The 18,939-nt window shown below is 61.6% G+C and carries 14 protein-coding genes; 6 read left to right on the top strand and 8 right to left on the bottom strand.

Features of this window, described 5'->3' with window-relative positions; translation table 11 throughout:
* Nucleotides 1–831 carry a 3-methyl-2-oxobutanoate hydroxymethyltransferase gene (gene panB / locus V8G57_RS14350; protein WP_342829980.1) on the top strand — a complete coding sequence of 277 codons (831 nt, stop codon included), beginning with the start codon at nt 1–3 and terminating at the stop codon, nt 829–831.
* Nucleotides 832–917: 86 nt separating this feature from the next.
* Here panB and V8G57_RS14345 read toward each other — a convergent pair whose 3' ends face one another.
* The 6 genes from V8G57_RS14345 to V8G57_RS14320 all read right to left on the bottom strand — a co-directional run bounded on the left by V8G57_RS14345 (nt 918) and on the right by V8G57_RS14320 (nt 6,509).
* Nucleotides 918–1,790: a proteasome-type protease gene (locus V8G57_RS14345; RefSeq protein ID WP_092396903.1), complete on the bottom strand. Its 873-nt coding sequence runs from the start codon at nt 1,788–1,790 to the stop codon at nt 918–920.
* A gap of 114 nt (nt 1,791–1,904) precedes the next feature.
* Complete coding sequence (locus V8G57_RS14340) at nt 1,905–2,717, bottom strand: transglutaminase family protein (RefSeq protein ID WP_342829979.1); 813 nt, start codon at nt 2,715–2,717, stop codon at nt 1,905–1,907.
* 8 nt (nt 2,718–2,725) lie between these two features.
* On the bottom strand, nt 2,726–3,721 hold the full coding sequence (locus tag V8G57_RS14335) for an alpha-E domain-containing protein (protein WP_092396901.1): 996 nt from the start codon (nt 3,719–3,721) through the stop codon (nt 2,726–2,728).
* Nucleotide 3,722: 1 nt separating this feature from the next.
* The gene (locus tag V8G57_RS14330) at nt 3,723–5,138 is read right to left on the bottom strand and encodes a circularly permuted type 2 ATP-grasp protein (protein WP_342829978.1); all 1,416 of its coding nucleotides are present in this window, start codon (nt 5,136–5,138) and stop codon (nt 3,723–3,725) included.
* A gap of 238 nt (nt 5,139–5,376) precedes the next feature.
* Entirely contained in the window at nt 5,377–5,820 is a 444-nt protein-coding gene (locus V8G57_RS14325) for a cupin domain-containing protein (RefSeq protein ID WP_342829977.1), read from the bottom strand.
* Between the two features lie 35 nt (nt 5,821–5,855).
* Nucleotides 5,856–6,509: a glutathione S-transferase family protein gene (locus V8G57_RS14320; RefSeq protein ID WP_092396895.1), complete on the bottom strand. Its 654-nt coding sequence runs from the start codon at nt 6,507–6,509 to the stop codon at nt 5,856–5,858.
* A gap of 142 nt (nt 6,510–6,651) precedes the next feature.
* Between V8G57_RS14320 and V8G57_RS14315 the strand changes: the two genes are divergently transcribed.
* The 5 genes from V8G57_RS14315 to V8G57_RS14295 all read left to right on the top strand — a co-directional run bounded on the left by V8G57_RS14315 (nt 6,652) and on the right by V8G57_RS14295 (nt 16,542).
* A complete protein-coding gene (locus V8G57_RS14315; protein ID WP_342829976.1) occupies nt 6,652–7,884 on the top strand; it encodes a polyhydroxyalkanoate depolymerase in 1,233 nt (410 codons plus the stop codon).
* A gap of 82 nt (nt 7,885–7,966) precedes the next feature.
* Entirely contained in the window at nt 7,967–11,338 is a 3,372-nt protein-coding gene (locus V8G57_RS14310) for a transglutaminase family protein (RefSeq protein WP_342829975.1), read from the top strand.
* A 126-nt stretch (nt 11,339–11,464) separates the two neighbouring features.
* A complete protein-coding gene (locus tag V8G57_RS14305; protein ID WP_342829974.1) occupies nt 11,465–14,011 on the top strand; it encodes a circularly permuted type 2 ATP-grasp protein in 2,547 nt (848 codons plus the stop codon).
* The gene (locus V8G57_RS14300; protein ID WP_092396887.1) at nt 14,008–14,943 is read left to right on the top strand and encodes a transglutaminase family protein; all 936 of its coding nucleotides are present in this window, start codon (nt 14,008–14,010) and stop codon (nt 14,941–14,943) included. The genes V8G57_RS14305 and V8G57_RS14300 overlap by 4 nt, the downstream gene beginning before the upstream one ends.
* 45 nt (nt 14,944–14,988) lie before the next feature.
* Nucleotides 14,989–16,542, top strand: coding sequence for a M20/M25/M40 family metallo-hydrolase (locus V8G57_RS14295; RefSeq protein WP_342829973.1), 1,554 nt, complete (start codon nt 14,989–14,991; stop codon nt 16,540–16,542).
* Between the two features lie 91 nt (nt 16,543–16,633).
* Here V8G57_RS14295 and V8G57_RS14290 read toward each other — a convergent pair whose 3' ends face one another.
* Both V8G57_RS14290 and V8G57_RS14285 read right to left on the bottom strand, forming a co-directional pair.
* Nucleotides 16,634–18,670 (bottom strand): sodium:solute symporter family protein, encoded by a 2,037-nt coding sequence (locus V8G57_RS14290; protein WP_342829972.1) that lies wholly within the window; start codon nt 18,668–18,670, stop codon nt 16,634–16,636.
* The gene (locus V8G57_RS14285; RefSeq protein WP_425458278.1) at nt 18,667–18,939 is read right to left on the bottom strand and encodes a DUF4212 domain-containing protein; all 273 of its coding nucleotides are present in this window, start codon (nt 18,937–18,939) and stop codon (nt 18,667–18,669) included. Before V8G57_RS14285 ends, V8G57_RS14290 begins: the two co-directional genes overlap by 4 nt.

Below are 18,939 nucleotides of genomic sequence, written 5' to 3'. Positions count from 1 at the left end.
ATGGCAGGATATTTACAAGGCAGCGACCCGGCGGCACGTAACAAGCCGATCACCATCCCGGCGCTGCAAGCCTTGCGCGACAAGGGTGAAAAGATCACCATGCTGACCTGCTACGACGCCAGCTTTGCCGCCCTGATGGACCGCTGCGGCGTGGAAACCCTGCTGATCGGCGATTCGCTCGGCATGGTGTGCCAGGGCCACAGCTCGACCTTGCCGGTCACCCTGCAAGACATCGTGTACCACACCGCCAGCGTGGCGCGCGGCAACCGTACCGCGCTGGTGCTGTCGGACCTGCCGTTCGGCACGTACGCCACGCCGGAAAGCGCATTCGAGAATGCGGTGCCGGTGATCCAGGCCGGTGCTCAGATGGTCAAGATCGAAGGCGGCACTTGGCTGGCGCCGACCGTACGCTTCCTTACCGAACGCGCGATCCCGGTCTGCGCCCATCTCGGGCTGACGCCGCAGTCGGTGCATCAGATGGGCGGCTATAAAGTGCAGGGCAAGTCGCACGCGGCTGCCGAGCAGCTGAAGGCCGACGCCTTGGCGTTGCAGGCGGCAGGCGCCAGCCTGCTGGTGCTGGAAGCGATTCCGGCGGCGCTGGGCAAGGAAGTCAGCGAACTGCTGACGATCCCCACCATCGGCATCGGCGCCGGCCCGGACTGTTCCGGCCAGGTGCTGGTGATGCATGACCTGATGGGCGTTTTCCCCGGCCACAAGGCGCGTTTCGTGAAAGATTTCATGGAAGGGCAGACCAGCATCGATGCCGCTGTGCAGGCCTATGTCAGCGCGGTGAAGGACAAGTCGTTTCCGGCGCCGGAACACTGTTTCTGAGAGCCTCCGGCCACGGCGGGCACCGGGCCGGCGCCTGAATTGAAAACGGCGCCGAGAATCGGGCGCCGTTTTTTTCGTGATCAGACTTAGTGTTGCCGGCCGTTGCCGCCTTGCGCCAAGGTTTGCAGCGGCGCCGGCTGGCTGTCGTTGCCGATGCCTTGCGGCGGCGTGACCACCAGCGGTTCGCTGCGCGAGCCTTGCGCCGACAGCACGTTCGAGGTGGTTTCGGGATTGGCGTTCCAGACCGGGTCGGCGATGCCGTCGAATACGCTCTTGAGCTGCTTGCCCCAGTTTTCGCGGATCATCTGGAAGTACTGGTTCTTCTCGCCGATGGTGACAAAGCGCGTGACCGCCAGCGTATCTTTTTCATACAGCAGCATGTCCAGCGGCAAGCCAACCGAGACATTCGAGCGCAGGGTCGAGTCCATCGAAATCAGCGCGCATTTTGCCGCTTCGTCCAGCGACGAGGCTGGCGTGATGACACGGTCGAGTATCGGCTTGCCGTATTTCGATTCGCCGATCTGGAAATACGTGTTTTCATTGTGCGACTCGATGAAATTGCCGGCCGAATAAATCTGGAACAGGCGGCAGCGCTCGCCCTTGATCTGGCCGCCGAAAATGATGCTGACGTTGAAATCGATGCCGAATTTCTCCAGCGCCTGCGCTTCCCGTTCATACACCGAACGGATTACTTCGCCGACGATCTGCGCCGCTTCGTACATCGAGTCCACGGTCCAGATGGTCTTGCCGGCGGCATTCACGCGCTCGCCGATGATTTCCTTGATCGACTGCGAGATCGACAGGTTGCCGGCGGTCATGAACACCATCAGGCGCTCGCCGGGATTTTCGAACACGCTCATCTTGCGCGACGTGGCGACATGGTCCACGCCCGCATTGGTGCGCGAGTCGGAGAGAAAAACCAGGCCGGTTTCCAGGCGGAGGGCAACGCAGTAAGTCATGGTGTCGAAGAAAAATACAAAGTGGCGATTTTACAGGAAGCCAAGGCGGTTTCTCGATCAGATTGAGTTTTACATTAACAATACGACAATTTATTGTAAGTTGATGTAAGCCGCTTATTGATCGGATGGTAAAGCAGAAACGTTGACTTGCACAGTCAGGGTTTCTTCTCCGCCGCCGCGCCGCACGCCGCGCACCGGCGCGGCGGAGTCGTAGTCGCGTCCAATTGCCAGCCTGCAATAATTATCGCTGGCAAAACATGCATGGGTGACATCGATGCTGATCCAGCCGGCGAAGCCGCTTTCCTGCACCCAGACGTCGACCCAGGCATGGCTTTCGGCGTGGCTGGTGTTGCCGGGATCGATATAGCCCGATACATAGCGCGCCGGGATGCCGGCGATATGGCAGCAGGCCAGGAACAGGTGCGCATGGTCCTGGCACACGCCCTGGCCCAGCGCCAGCGCATCGTCGGCGCTGCTGGTTACCGCGGTCGAGCCGCTTTGATAGGCGACCGCCGCGCAGATCGCCTGCGCCAGCTCCAGCAGCTGCCTGCTGTCGGCGCCGCTGCGCAGATTCCGGTGGGCGAACTCCATGACTGCCGGCGTGGCTTGCGTCAGCAGGGTCGGCACGGTAAACACCAGCGGCGAAAATTCTCCCGCCTGCGGCAGCCGGCCCTGCTGTAGCGGCGTCACCGCTACCGTGCCCTCGGCGATGATGCGCACCTCGTGGTGCGGTTTGGTGACCGTCAGCGTATGGCTCAGGTTGCCGAACGCATCGATGTACGGATGGCGGTTGCCTGAACTGCTGATATGCCAGGCCAGCGTGCGCTGCTGCGCTTCCGCCCGCGGCGACAGGCGCAGCTGCTGGATGGTGTAGGTGAGCGCCGCGGTGTAGTGATAAACCGTTTCATGCCGGATGGTCAGTAGCATGTCAGGCATCAGGTGTTGAGGGGCACCAGGAAATCGCGGCTGATGCGATTGCCAAGCTCGAAGATCCGTTCGAAAAAGCGGGTCAGGTAGTCATGCAGGCCGGCGTCGAGGATTTCCTCGAGATTGCTGAATTTCAGGTCGGCATGCAGTTTCCCCGCGAACCGCTCGGTATCGGAGGAGGTGTCGTTGTGCACATGCTTGAGGTTGCCGACCACCTGTTCCATGCAAGACAGCAGCGAACGCGGCATGTCCGGCCGCAAGATCAGCAAGTCAGCCACGCGCGCCGGCGTAATCACGTCGCGGTACACCTTGCGGTAGATTTCAAAACCGGATACCGAACGTAGGATCGCCGCCCAGTAGTAGAAGTCGATTTGCGGATCCGCGATGGAATCCTGCTCCTGGCTTTGGCGCTGGCCGGTTTGCAGGTTCTTGGTGTAGGTGCCTTCCTTGGCGCCGTGGAATTTGACGTCGATGATGCGGGCCGTATTGTCGGCGCGTTCCAGGAAGGTGCCGAGGCGGATGAAGTGGAATGCTTCATCCTTGAGCATGGTGCCGATGGTGACGCCGCGCGACAGGTGAGAGCGGTGCTTGACCCATTCGAAAAACTCGCTCGGGTTTTGCTCCAGCGCGTTGGTCTGCAGGTAACCCTGCATCTTGATCCAGGTGGCGTTCTGGATTTCCCATGCTTCGGTAGTCAGCGCGCCGCGCACCGCGCGCGCATTCTCGCGAGCCTGCTTCAGGCAGGAAGCGATCGAAGAAGAATTGCTGGGATCGCGCACCATGAAATCGATCACGTCTTTTTGCGTGACGACGCTGTATTTCTTGTCGTAGGCGTGGGTCAGCTCGGAAATGCCGAGCACTGCGCGCCAGCCTTTTTCAACGTCTTCGATCGACTGCGGCAGCAGCCCCGTTTGCACGTGCACGTCGAGCATGCGTGCGGTGTTTTCTGCCCGCTCGGTGTAGCGGGACATCCAGAACAAATGATCGGCGGTGCGACTGAGCATGTTATTTCTCCAGAATCCAGGTGTCTTTGGTGCCGCCGCCTTGGGACGAGTTGACCACCAGCGAACCTTCCTTGAGGGCGACGCGGGTCAGGCCGCCGCGCACCAGGGAGACATTCTTGCCGGACAATACGAACGGCCGCAGGTCAAGGTGGCGCGGTGCGATGCCGGATTCGACATAGGTCGGGCAGGCCGACAAGGCCAGGGTCGGCTGTGAGATATAACCGTCCGGCTTGGCGATCACGCGCTGCCGGAAATCCTCGATTTCCTGCTTGGTCGAGGCCGGGCCGACCAGCATGCCGTAGCCGCCGGCGCCATGCACTTCCTTGACCACCAGGTCCTTCAGGTTGTCCAGCGTGTACTGCAAGTCTTCTTTCTTGCGGCACTGGAAGGTCGGGACATTGTTCAGGATCGGCTTCTCCGACAGGTAGAACTGGACCATGTCCGGCACGAAAGGATAGACCGACTTGTCGTCGGCGACGCCGGTGCCGATGGCGTTGGCCAGCGTTACGTTGCCGGCGCGGTACACCGACAGCAAGCCCGGCACGCCCAGCGACGAATCGGGGCGGAAGGCGAGCGGATCGAGGTAGTCGTCGTCGATCCGGCGGTAGATCACGTCGACCCGCTTGGGGCCGCGCGTGGTGCGCATGTAGACGTGGTTGTCGTTGACGAACAGGTCCTGGCCTTCGACCAGCTCCACGCCCATCTGCTGGGCCAGGAAAGCGTGCTCGAAGTAAGCCGAGTTGTACATCCCCGGCGTCATCACCACCACCGTCGGATCGGTCACGCCGACCGGCGCCACCGAGCGCAGGTTATCGAGCAGCATGTCGGGATAATGGTCGACCGGCGCGATCTTGTGGCGCAGGAACAGCTCGGGGAACAGCCGCATCATCATCTTGCGGTTTTCCAGCATGTAGGACACGCCCGACGGCACCCGCAGGTTATCTTCCAGCACGTAGAACTCGCCCTGGCCGGCACGCACGATATCGACGCCGGCAATGTGCGCATAGATGTCGGAAGCGACCGAGATGCCTTGCATTTCGGGACGGTACTGGGCGTTGCGGAAAATCTGTTCAGCCGGGATCACGCCTGCCTTGACGATGTTCTGGTCGTGGTAGATGTCGTGGATGAACATGTTGAGCGCCTTGACGCGCTGGATCAGGCCGGCTTCCAGGACCGCCCATTCCTGCGCGTGGATGATGCGCGGAATGATGTCGAAGGGGATCAGGCGTTCGGTGCCGGCGTCGTTGCCGTACACGGCGAAGGTAATCCCGACCCGGCGGAAAATCAGGTCGGCTTCGGCCCGTTTGCGGGCGATCGTTTCAGCAGTCTGAGCGTTGAGCCAATTGGAAAATTCGCTGTAGTGCGGGCGCACCGACGAATTGCCATCGGAGTACATTTCATCGAAAAAATTTGCCATGATCTTGCTTTGCTGTGGTTTGATCGGAAACTATCAAGTAGCTATCAAGAAGCGTGCCCGTAGCAAGCTGCTGGTTGCCTATTAAGCATTGTCTTAATTAAAGACTAACATGCGGTCTTGCTTGTTGAATAGGCTTTATTTTCAGTATTGCCAGGACAGCTCTTAGCAAATTTTGCTTAATCTGAGTGGCGTCCTCCGTCATGTTTGGATTGCAAAAAACAGCCATGTGAAATGCCGCTCAACCCGCCTTGCCCCATGGCGCCGGCGCCGGGACGGCGCACGGTGCGGGCATGTCGATCGAGGTGAATGCCGCCGGGCTAACGATTTCAAGATACTCCATGTCTTCCGAGTAGTCGAATAAAAAATGCACGATGCCCGGGCGCTGGTGCACGCAGTCGCCGGCCTTGACCAGCGTTTCCTTGTCCTCGTACATGAAGCGCGCCCAGCCTTTGAGCATGTAGACGATGTGGAAATTGGCTTCATGCCGGTGCCAGCCGGTGCCGATTTCGGGCGCCATGTTGGCCTTCACCAGGTGCGCCACCACCTGGCCGCCGGTAGCGGCGGCGATGCCGAGGTCGCGGTACAGGAAAAAATCGCGCAGGCCGCCTGATTCGAATGCGGTGTCGCCTTCGCGCACATGGGAGAACACAGTCTTGGGTCCCGCTTCAGTCTTGGTGTCCATTGCAGCTATCCTTTCCTTGGCATCGGAAATCGTTTTCAGAATTCCACGTCCAGTTCATTGATATCGTCCGGCTCCAGCTTGGCCGCCTTGATCCATTCCTGCATTTCCGGCAGCGCCATGATGCGCTTGCAATAGGCGCTGCAGACGGAATCCAGTTTTACATCGTACGTCAGAAAACGCGTCGCCACCGGCGCATACATGGCGTCGGCCATCGAGCGCTCGCCGAACAGGAAGGGGCCGCCATAGGTTGCCAGGCACTGTTTCCAGATGGTGGTGATGCGCTTGATGTCGGCTTCGGCGCGCGACCACACCTTGAAGTCGGGGAAATGCGCCTTGATGTTCATCGGCAGCGCCGAGCGCAGGGCGCTGAAGCCGGAATGCATTTCGCCGCAGATCGAACGGCAGTGCGCGCGCGCGGCGCGGTCCGCCGGCAGCAGCCCGGCCTTGGGGCGGATTTCGTGCAGGTACTCGCCGATGGCCAGGGTATCCCACACCACGATGTTGCCGTGGTATAGACAGGGCACCAGGATCGACGACGACAGCAGCAGGATTTCGGCGCGCGCATCCGGGTCGTCCGGCGAGATCAGGTTCTCCTGGAATTCCAGGCCGGAGAACCGGGTCAGCAGCCAGCCGCGCAAGGACCACGACGAATAGTTTTTACTGGTGATGCTCAGGGTGGTCTTAGGCATGGCAATATTCTTCCGTATTGGATCGAAAGCGTTTTTGATTGGCAAACCGTTTGATGTCTACTGAGCAAAGGCCGTGCCAGAGATATGGGCATGGATATTGCACCTAGCATGTTTGCCGGCATTCCAATAACAGGGTAGTCCCATGACTAAAATTTACCAGGCATATCAGGGCTATGCGGATTTCAGCGATCCGATGCGTGCATGGGCTGGCGCTGCCGCACCGATGTTGGGCTACCGTTTTCCCGGCTGGCCCGACAGCCTGGCGCTGCGCAAGCTGGCTGCCGCCTGCGAAGTTTTTTCATGCACCCGCTTGACGCATCAGCGCCCCGCATTCGGGATCGACAGCGTGGAAGAGAGCGGCTGCACGGTTTCGGTGCACGAAGAGATCGCCGACCAGACGCCATTCTGCACCTTGTTGCATTTCCGCAAGGAAACCAAGGCCGCGCAGCCGCGCATCCTCCTGGTTGCGCCCATGTCCGGGCATTTCGCCACTTTGCTGCGCGGCACCGTAAATACCCTGCTGCGCGACCATGACGTGTATATCACCGACTGGCACAACGCCCGTGACGTGGCGCTTAGCGACGGCCGTTTCGGTTTCGACGAATATGTCGCCCACCTGATCCGCTTCATCGAGAAGATCGGCCCCGGCGCGCATGTAGTGGCAGTCTGCCAGCCGACCGTGGCGGCGCTGGTGGCGGTGTCGCTGATGGCGGTCGACAAGCACCCGGCGCAACCAGCCAGCATGACCCTGATGGCGGGGCCGATCGATACCCGCATCAATCCGACCGCGGTCAACCAGCTGGCCAAAAGCAAGCCGATCGACTGGTTCGAGAAAAACCTGGTGAGCACCGTGCCCGGCCGTTTCGCCGGCAGCCAGCGCCAGGTTTACCCCGGTTTCCTGCAGCTCAATGCATTCATGAGCATGAACCTGGAACGTCACCTCAAGGCTTTCCAGAACCTGTACAACTACCTGGTCGATGGCGAAGACGAAAAAGCCAACGCCATCAAGACGTTTTACGCCGAATATTTCGCCATGTCGGACCTGGCAGCGGAGTTTTACCTGGAAACCGTGCAAAGCGTGTTCCAGGATCATGCATTGCCGCTTGGTGAAATGCAGGCATTAGGGCGTACGATAGAGCCGGCGGCAATCCGGCGTACCGCATTGTTTACCGTGGAGGGAGAAAAGGATGACATTTGCGCAGTAGGCCAGACCGTGGCGGCCCAGGACATGTGCAGCGGCATACGGCCGTACATGAAATCGCACCATGTGCAGACCGGCGTCGGCCACTACGGCGTCTTCAACGGCCGCCGCTGGGACAATGAAATCTATCCGCGCTTGCGTGATTTCATCCACAGCCATCATCAGTACCAGTAATATCAGTACCAGTAATTCTGGTTTTGTGGCAGCTGCAGAAGTTCATGCACTGAATGATTATTGATTGTCGCAGAGGATATCCATGTCAATTCACGTAGCACTCAATCATCTCACCACCTATCGTTATGAGCGTCCGATCAGCCTGGGCCCGCAGATCATCCGCCTGCGGCCGGCGCCGCATTGCCGCACCCGCATCCTCAGCTATTCGCTGCGGATACTGCCGGAGCCGCATTTCATCAACTGGCAGCAGGACCCGCAAGCCAATTACCTGGCGCGCCTGGTGTTTCCGGAAAAGGCCAGCGAATTCCGCATCGAGGTCGACCTGGTGGCGGAAATGTCGGTGCTCAATCCCTTCGATTTCTTTCTTGAGCCGTATGCCGAGAAAGTGCCGTTTTCCTACGCGCCTGAGCTGCAGAACGAGCTGGAACCGTACCGCAAGAAGCTGCCGCTGACGCCTCTGCTGCAAAAATTCCTGGACCAGGTGCCGCGCGAAAGAATCCGCACCGAGGATTTCCTGGTCAGCCTGAACCAGCAGCTGGCGCAACTGATCAGCTACACCATCCGCATGGAACCGGGCGTGCAGACGCCGGAGCAGACCTTGAGCCTCGGTTCCGGCTCCTGCCGCGATTCGTCGTGGCTGCTGGTGCAGATACTGCGCTATCTCGGGCTGGCGGCGCGTTTCGTCTCCGGTTACCTGATCCAGCTGACGGCCGACCAGAAATCGCTGGACGGCCCGTCCGGCCCGCAAACCGATTTCACCGACCTGCACGCCTGGTGCGAGGTCTATCTGCCGGGCGCCGGCTGGATCGGCCTCGACCCTACTTCCGGCCTGTTCGCCGGCGAAGGACACATCCCGCTGTCCTGTACGCCGGAACCGTCGTCGGCGGCGCCGGTGAGCGGCATGGTGGAGCCATGCGAAGTCGAATTCGAGCATGCGATGAGCGTGCGCCGCATCTGGGAATCGCCGCGCGTCACCAAGCCGTACAGCGAGCAGCAGTGGGAGGAAATCGAAGAGCTGGGCCATGCCATCGACGACGACCTGGACGAACTCGACGTGCGCCTGACGATGGGCGGCGAGCCGACTTTCGTCGCGCTCGACGACCCCGAAGGGGAGGAATGGAATACGGCCGCCATGGGGCCTACCAAGAAACCGCTGGCAGCCGAACTCTACCACCGGTTGCGCCAGCAGTATGCGGCGCAAGGCTTGCCGCATTTCGGCCAGGGCAAGTGGTATCCCGGCGAGCAGCTGCCGCGCTGGGCGCTTAACTGCTACTGGCGCCGCGACGGCGAGCCGATCTGGTCGACGCCGGCCTTGATTGCCGATGAAACCAAGAAGCAAGCCACCGACGACACTATCGCCGAACGTTTTTTGCTGGGAGTTGCAGCGCGCCTGACGCTGGACCGGCAGTATGTGTTCGCCGCCTATGAAGATATCTATTATTACCTGTGGCGCGAACGCCGCCTGGCGATCAATGTCGATCCCTCCGATGCGCGGCTGGACGACAAGCAGGAACGGGCGCGGCTGGCGCGGGTCTTTTCGCAAGGCTTGCGCAAAGTCGCCGGCTACGTTTTGCCGCTGGTCCGCTCCGATGATGAAAGCGGCTGGCAAAGCAGCAGCTGGTATTTGCGCGGCGAACACTGCTACCTGCTGCCGGGCGATTCTCCCCTGGGCTACCGATTGCCGCTCGATTCGCAGCCGTGGGTCAAGAAAGCCGATTATCCTTTTGTGCACCAGCAGGACCCGACCCAGGAATTCCAGCCGCTGCAGGTAACACAGCAAATCCGCCAGCAGCTGGCGACGCCGGCTGCCACCACTAGCAAGGCAACTGCGGCGGATGCGCTGAAGTACAGCTCGACCTCGTACAGCTCAACCTCGTACAGCGCGGCTTTCACCAGCGAAGCGCAAGCGGCGCCGGCGCCGTTCGAATCGGCCGACCAGATTGCCCGCACCGCCTTGTGCGCGGAAGTGCGGCAAGGCGTGCTGTACCTGTTCATGCCGCCGCTGGCGCGGCTCGAGGATTACCTGGAACTGGTGGCGGCGATCGAAGCGACGGCGCTAGCCCTGGAGCAGCCGTTGCTGATGGAAGGTTATGAACCGCCGCATGATCCGCGCCTGGGCAAGTTCAGCGTCACGCCCGATCCCGGCGTGATCGAAGTGAATATCCAGCCCATGCACAGCTGGGGCGAACTGGTCAGCAACACCACCTACCTGTACGACGTGGCGCGCGAGACCCGGCTCACCACCGAGAAATTCATGCTCGACGGCCATCATTCCGGCACCGGCGGCGGCAACCACCTGGTGCTGGGCGGCGCCACCACCAGCGATTCGCCGTTCCTGCGCCGGCCCGACCTGCTACGCAGCCTGATCAGCTACTGGCACAACCATCCGGCGCTGTCTTACCTGTTCTCCGGCATGTTCATCGGCCCGACTTCGCAGGCGCCGCGCGTCGACGAAGCGCGCAATGACGCGGTGGTCGAACTGGAGCTGGCGTTTACCGAAATGGAGCGCCAGCTGGCCGGCGGCGAATGTGCACCGTGGCTGGTGGACCGGCTGCTGCGCAACCTGCTGATCGACGTCACCGGCAATACCCATCGCGCCGAATTCTGCATCGACAAGCTGTATTCGCCCGATAGCAGCACCGGCCGCCTCGGCCTGCTGGAATTGCGCGCGTTTGAAATGCCGCCGCATGCGCGCATGAGCCTGACCCAGCAGCTGCTGTTGCGGGCGCTGGTGGCGCGCTTCTGGAAGACGCCGTACAAGCCGCGGCGCCTGGTGCGCTGGGGCACCGAACTGCACGACCGTTTCCTGCTGCCGCACTTCATCTGGCAGGATTTCTGCGATGTGATGGACGACATGCAGCAGGCCGGCTACGCGCTCAAAGCGGAATGGTTCGCGCCGCATTTCGAGTTCAGGTTCCCGAAAATCGGCGATTTTGCGATCAACGGCATCGGGCTCGAATTGCGCACCGCGCTGGAACCCTGGCATGTGCTGGGCGAGGAAAGCCGTTCCGGCGGCAACGCCCGTTACGTCGATTCCTCGCTGGAGCGCTTGCAGGTGAAGGTGAACGGCATGGCGCCGGATCGTTATGTGCTGACCTGCAACGGCGTGCCGGTGCCGCTGCAGCCGACCGGACGCGTCGGCGAGTTCGTCAGCGGCGTGCGTTACCGCGCCTGGCAGCCGCCGTCGGCCCTGCATCCGACCATCGGCATCGACTCGCCGCTGACCTTCGACCTGGTCGACACCTGGAACGGCCGCAGCCTGGGCGGGTGCCAGTATCACGTGGTGCACCCTGGCGGGCGCAGCTACGAGACCTTCCCGGTCAATGCTTTCGAGGCGGAAAGCCGCCGCCTGGGGCGTTATTTCCGCCTCAACCACACCCCGGGACCGATGCAGGTAACGCAACCGATAGCATCCATCGAGTTCCCATTTACGTTAGACTTACGTCACTTCTGATCAAGCTCGGCAACCGCGGTGTAAAGGAACTGCAGCGCAACTATTTCCGGTTTGCGCTGCAGTTTTTCAGCACCCTGTCGGCAGGGTTTGCATTTAAATTGTTCCAGGTGATGCAAGCGATCAACTATGTACCGGCGTTTACTCGAGAGTTATCCCGCAGAGGCGGATCGTTACGACGAAATGCTTGAAGCGGGCGGCCGCCTGCGGCCGCACTGGCGGACCTTGATCGACCAGCTTGAAGGGCTGTCGCCGGAGATCCTGCGGCGCCGTGCGCGCGAGGTGCGCGAAGCGATTGCCGCCGACGGCGTGACCTACAACGTATACGCCGATCCGCAGGGCGCCAACCGGCCCTGGGAACTGGATCTGTTGCCGCAAATCATTTCCGCCGACGAATGGCAGATCTTGTCCGCTGCGGTGGTACAGCGTGCGCGCCTGCTCAATGCCGTGCTGGCCGACCTGTACGGCCCGCAAACGCTGCTGTCCGAAGGACTGCTGCCGCCGGCGCTGGTATTCGGCCAGCATGGCTACCTGTGGCCTTGCCGCGGCATCGAACCGCCGGCCGGCATACACCTGCACCTGTACGCGATCGACCTGGCGCGTTCGCCGGATGGTCACTGGTGGGTCATGTCGGACCGCACCCAGGGACCGTCCGGCGCCGGCTACGCCTTGCAGAACCGGCAGATCATGTCGCGCGCATTGCCGGAGACGGTGCGCGACATGCATGTGCAATCGCTGCTGAAGTTTTTCCATACCCTGCACGACAGCCTGAACGCACTGGCGCCGGCCGCCGGCGAAACGCCGCTGGTGGTGCTGCTGACGCCGGGGCCGTATAACGAAACCTATTCCGAACACGCGTTCCTGGCGCATACCCTGGGTTTCCCGCTGGTCGAAGGGGCCGACCTGATGGTGCGCGGCGACATGGTGTACCTCAAGACCCTGAGCGGCTTGCGGCGCGTCCATGCGATCCTGCGGCGGCTGGACGACGATTATTGCGATCCGCTCGAGTTGCGCGCCGATTCCGCGCTCGGCATTCCCGGGCTGGTGCAGGCGGCGCGCCTCGGCAATGTGCTGATCGCCAATTCGCTCGGCAGCGGCGTGCTGGAGTCGGGCGCCTTGCATGGTTTCCTGCCGGCCATCTGCCAGCGTTTGCTGGGCCAGCCGCTGGCGCTGCCGGCGGTGGCGTCCTGGTGGTGCGGCGAAAAACCGGCGCTCGATTACACCTTGGCCAACCTGGAGCAGCTGGTGATCATGCCGGCGTTCCCGTCGATGCGCATGCAGCCGGTCTATGGCCATAGCCTGAATGCGCAATCGCGCCAGCGCCTGGTGGAGAGCCTGCTGGCCCAGCCGCATGCTTATGTGGCGCAGGAATGGGTGCGTCTGTCGCAGGCGCCGGTATTGTCGCGCAGCGGCGAATACCGCCTGATGAGCCGTGCGGTCAGCTTGCGGGTATTCGTGGTCGCCGCCGCCGACGGCAGCTACCATGTGATGCCCGGCGGCTTGACGCGGGTCGCGCCGCGCCAGCGCAAGGATGTGGTGTCGATGCAGCAGGGCGGCGCCAGCAAGGATGTCTGGGTGCTGAGCCCGGTGCGCGCCGAGGCCGGCGATGCGGTCGCGCCGGCGGTGGCGCCGCTGGAGGATGGCGACGGCCGGCAGCGCACGCTGGATTTCATCCGCAGCACGGTCGACATTTCATCGCACGCCGGCGAAAACCTGTTCTGGATGGGGCGTTACGCCGAGCGCTGCGACAACCTGGCGCATCTGCTGCGCGCCACCTTGCAGCGCAGCACCGACCTGCAGGGCGAAGTCCGTGAAACCTTCTACCAGCTGTGCGAAATCTGCCGCGGCCTCGGGATTGCCCTGCCGGCCGCATCAGCGACGGCGCGGCCGACCGTCGCCGCCCTGCAGCAGGCGCTGATTGCCGCCATCGCCGATCCCACCGCCAGCGTCGGCATTGCCGGCAACCTGCGCCACCTGCATCATTGCGGCTATCAGGTGCGCGAACATCTTTCGCTGGACAACTGGCAGGCGCTCAACCGCATGCCGGGCCTGACGACCGACAGCAGCGGCCCCGGCGGCGTGACGCCCGCCGCCGCGCTGTACATGCTCAACAATGTCATCCAGGCTTGCGTCGGCCTGGCCGGCCACGCGCTGGACGACATGACGCGCGACGAAGGCTGGCATTTCCTGATGCTGGGCCGGCATATAGAACGCATGACGCACCTGGCGGCCTTGTTCAGCCAGTTCCTGCTGCTGCCGGCGGAGCGCCAGAACCGGACGCTGCCGTGGCTGCTGGAATCGGCCAACAGCGTGGTCACCTACCGCGTACGCTACCGGCGCGCGCCGGAATGGCTGCCGGTGCTGCATCTGCTGATATTCGACGTCAGCAACCCGCACGGCATTGCATTCCAGTTCCATATGCTGGAGCGCTATCTAAGCGATATCGGGGAACAGCTCGGCACCCTGAACATGGACACGCCGGCGCACCTGTCGGCCTTGCTGCGCGAATTCGAATTGCAGGACCTCGGCCATGATTCCTTGTTCGTGGCCGACGCCCACGCCCGCCTGGTGCAATTGATGCGCGACGCCATCGGCGGCGCCTTTTCGCTGTCCGACGAGCTGGCGCGGCATTTCTTTACGCCCTTGAATGCGCCGGTCAGCCAGGGAGTGTCATGATGGACCAGCATACCTACCACATCCGCCACGACACCCATTACGCGTATTCGCAGGCAGTGCGCCTGTCGCACCAGATGCTGCGCCTGACGCCGCGTTCCCTGCCATGGCAAACCTGCACTTCGCACGGCATCAGCATCACGCCGGAGCCGCAAAACCTGCGCATGTTCCTGGACAGCTTCGGCAATCCGCTGCAATCGTTTTCGCTGGAAAACGACCATACCGACCTGCGCGCGCTGGCCGAATCCTGGGTCACGCTGACGCCGCGCCAGCTGCCGCCGGCCACGCCGTCCTGGGAGCAGGCCCGCGCCGCGCTCTCATACCAGGCGGGCCAGTTTCTATTGCCTGACGACCTGGAAGCCACGCGCTACCTGTTTGAGTCGGCGCACGTGCGGATCAAGCGTGAATTCCTGGCGTATGCAGCCGAGTCGTTCACGCCCGGGCTGCCTTTGCTGGCCGGGATCGATGCCTTGATGACGCGGATTTTCCAGGAATTCACCTTCGACCCGCTGGCTACCACCGTCTCTACCCCGGTCACCGAGGTATTCGCTACCCGGCGCGGCGTATGCCAGGATTTTGCCCACTTCATGCTGTCCTGCCTGCGCTCCCTCGGCCTGGCGGCGCGCTATGTCAGCGGCTACCTGCTGACCGAACCGCCGCCCGGACAGCCGCGCCTGATCGGCGCCGATGCGTCGCATGCCTGGGTGTCGGTGTATTGCCCGGGATTCAATGGACAAGCCAGCAGCTGGATAGATGCCGATCCGACCAACGGCATCTTCCCCGACACCAGCCATATCACGCTCGGCTGGGGCCGCGATTTTCTCGACATTTCGCCCTTGCGCGGCGTGCTGATCGGCGGCGGCCAGCAAACCATGGATGTCGCCGTCACCGTCATGCCGGCCCATGAAGCGCCAGGCTTCGGATTCGCGGTTTGACCGATGCATGCTCTGACCTCATTTGATCGCACCTGAAAAAAACATATGAAAACATTCATCCAGCACTGCCAGTTGGCCGCCTGTGCCATGGCCATATTTTCGACGCCGTCTGTTCATGCGGCTGAACCGCCGATCGCACCACAAGTGCAGGATGCTGCGCAAGCAAGTTTCAAGGAATGGGCCGAGGTGCTGGCAATTCCCAACGACTCTGCGGTAGCCGCCGATATCCAGCGCAATGCCGCCTGGTTTGAACAGGCTTTTCAGCGGCGTGGTTTCCATACCAGGCAATTGCCCAATAACGGCAAGCCGCTGCTGTTTGCAGAGTTTCCAAAGAGCGGTCCCGGTCTTCCCACGGTACTGTTTTATGGACACATGGATGGACAGCCGGTTAATCCTTCTGAATGGCAGCAGAAAAGCCCGTGGACGCCGGTATTGAAACAGCGCAATGCAGCCGGCCAGTGGGAAGCCATGCCGCTGGACAAGCTGTTCGCCAAGGATGTCGATCCTGAGTGGCGTTTGTTCGCCAGGGCTTCAGCGGATGACAAGGCGCCGATCATGATGTTGCTGGCTGCGATCGACGCACTCAAAGCCGGCGGCAAGGCGCCGGCGATCAACCTCAAGGTCATTCTTGACGCGGAAGAAGAAAAAGGATCGCCGTCATTGGGCAGCGTCATCAAGCGGAATCAGGATGTGTTGAAGTCCGATATGCTGGTCGTGCTGGACGGTCCGATGCACCCCAGCAATCAGCCGACATTGGTATTCGGCAATCGCGGAATCGTTGTCGGCACTTTGAAGGTTTATGGCCCGAAGCAAGATAGCCATAGCGGACACTACGGCAACTATGCCGCCAACCCGGCGCAATTGATGGCGCGTTTGCTGGCATCGATGAAAGATGACGAGGGCCGAGTGACGGTTCCCGGTTATTACGATAGCGTCAAGCTGGACGCCGATTCATTGCGTGTCATGCGCGCAGTGCCAGACGACGAAGCGGCGCTGCGTCAGCGCCTCGGGATTGCGGTGGCAGATAAGGTCGGACAAAATTATCAGGAAGCGATGCAATATCCGTCGCTCAATGTGCGTGGCATGCAATCTGGAGATGTCGGCGAGAAGGCTCGCACTGTCGTGCCGGCGATGGCCGTCGCCGAACTGGATCTGCGTACCGTGCCTGAAACCGAGCCGGCGGCCTTGGCGGCTTTACTCAAGGGATTTACGGAGAAGCAGGGCTTTCATCTGGTCAATGGCGAACCGAGCGATGCGGATCGCGCCCGCTATCCTAAACTGGCTTCGCTTGAGTTCGAGTCGGCATCGGCTTCCAGCAGCGCCGTTCGTACCGATCTGCATGCGCCAATCAGTAATTGGCTGCGCCGCTCTCTGACCAAGACCTACGGCAAGGAACCGGTGCAGATCAGAATGATGGGCGGCACTGTTCCGACTGGCGCGCTAGTCGATGCTCTGAAAGTGCCTTTCGTGATTGTGCCGCTGGTCAATGCCGATAACAATCAGCACAGCGCCAATGAGAATATGCGGTTGGGAAATTACGTCAATGGTGTGAACAGCCTTGTAGGTATCCTGTCGGAGCCCTTCGGCAGCAAACCCTGAACGATCTGGAAACCGGCACGACAGCAGTCAAATGGGGTCAGAGTTTTTTTTCGCGGGTTTTGCGAAAATTACTCTGACCCCATTTGACGTTCTACGGCGCACGGATTTGATCTACCAGCTTCGTTGCGCGCGGGTCTGGCGGCGGCGTCAGCAGGCTGACCACGACCAGCGCCAGCAAGCCGGCCGGCACGCCGAAGATGCCGGCCGCCATCGGCGCGATGTGGAACCACTGGCCGGCGGCCGAACCGCCCAGCGCCGGATAGGTGTGCAGCATGTAGTAGATGCACGTGCCGAAGCCAACCACGATGGCGGCGATCGCGCCTTGCTGGTTGCCGCGTTTCCAGAACACCCCCAATGCCAGCACCGGGAACAGGGTCGAAGCCGCCAGTGAAAATGCGGCGCCGACCATCGACAGGATATCGCCCGGCTTCAGCGAAGCGGTATAGGCCGCCAGCAGCGCCACCACCAGCAACAGCAGCTTGGACACCGTGACGCGCTTGGCGGTGGAAGCGTGCGGGTCGATCATCTTGTAATAGACATCGTGCGACAAGGCGTTGGAAATCGTCAGCAGCAAGCCGTCCGCGGTCGACAATGCCGCCGCCAGCCCGCCGGCCGCCACCAGCCCGGACACAAAATAGGGCAGGCCGGCGATCTCCGGCGTCGCCAGCATGATCATGTCGCCGTCCAGGGTGATCTCCGACAATTGCACCAGGCCGTCATGGTTGAAATCGGTAATGCTGACCAGCGGATTGCTCTTGTCGATATTGGCCCAGTACGAGACCCATTCCGGCAGGTGCGCATAATCGGAGCCGACCAGCGAGGTGTAGATATAGTATTTCACCAGCACCGCCAGCGCCGGCACGGTGAGATAGATCAGCAAGATGAAAAACAGCGTCCAGAACACCGACTTGCGCGATTCCTGCACCGACGGCGTGGTGTAGTAGCGCATCAGGATATGGGGCAGGGATGCGGTGCCCATCATCAGGCAAAACACCAGGGCCAGGAAATTGTTGCGCCTGATATCGGATGCTTCGCGGGTGGCGCCGGGAAACGGCGTTGCCTGCGGCACCGGCGGTTCGGCGCGCGCCAGGTTGCTGGCCTTGTCCTGCTGCCATTTGCGTTCGGCTTCCTCGGGCGTTTTAGGATAGCTGTTCAAGGCGCGGTTGGCGGCGCGGATCTCGATCAGGGAACTGTTGTTGCGTTTCAGCAGTTCCAGGTGCTGCTGCGCTTCGATCCGTCCCCGTTCCCAGGATTTCGGCAGGTCGCGCAGGCGCGCGTCGTAGTCGTCCGCATTGGCCTTGAAGATCGCCCGCACTTCGATTTCTTTCGGATCGACGTCGAGCTTTTTCTCGATGCTGCTGATCTGCGCCAGCACCGAGCCGTAGGAAACCTGCGCCACCGGGCTGTGCGTATGTTCCATCGACAGCCAGACCACCGGGATCAGGTAGGCAAACAGGATGATGATGTATTGCGCTACCTGGGTCCAGGTGATCGCCCGCATGCCGCCCAGGAACGAGCAGACCAGGATGCTGGCCAGGCCGAGGAAAATGCCGACCGAAAAATCGACGCCGGTAAAACGCGAGGTGATCAAGCCGACGCCGTAGATTTGCGCCACCACGTAAATGAAGGAAATCACCACCGTGGCGGCCACCGCCAGTATCCGCACCGGATTGCTGCTGGTGCGGCCGCGGTAGCGCGCCGCCAGGAAATCCGGGATCGTGTACTGGCCGAACTTGCGCAGATACGGCGCGATCAGCACGGCTACCAGGCAGTAGCCGCCGGTCCAGCCGATGATATAAGCCAGGCCATCGAAACCTTGCAGGTAGAGGCCGCCGGCCAGGCTGATGAACGTGGCGGCGGAAATCCAGTCGGCGGCGGTCGCCATGCCGTTGAACAGTCCAGGCACCCGCCGCCCCGCCACGTAATATTCGGAGACGTCCGAAGTGCGGCTCATGATGCCGATGCCGGCGTACAGGACGATGGTGGCGAACATGAACAGGTAGCCGATCCAGGTGCGCGGCAACCCTTCTTTTTCGAGTATCGCCAGCACCACCAGCAACAGGATGAAGCCGCCGGTGTACCAGGCGTAATAGCGGACCAGGCGCCGGAAAAAAGAGCTGTCCTTCATTGCAGCTCGCGGTCCGGCTGGCGGCGGTCTATTTTTCGCATTTGCCAGGTGTACACCGCGACAATCAGCAGGTAGGCCAGGGCCAGTCCTTGCGCCGCCATGTAAAACGACAGCGGCCAGCCGAACCAGCGCATGCCGGACAATTCACGTGCAAAGAAGATGACGCCGAAGGTCAGCACAAACCAGACCAGCAGCAGGCCCAGCGTCAGCCGCCTGGTGCTTTGCCAATGGCTGGGGGGAGAATGTGGACGGGTTTTCGGCATGCGCAT

Source organism: Collimonas rhizosphaerae, from assembly GCF_038896935.1.
In the GTDB taxonomy this organism is placed as follows: Bacteria; Pseudomonadota; Gammaproteobacteria; order Burkholderiales; family Burkholderiaceae_D; genus Collimonas; species Collimonas rhizosphaerae.
Note: the sequence above shows the minus strand (reverse complement) of the source record. Positions and strands in the feature narration are given on the sequence as shown.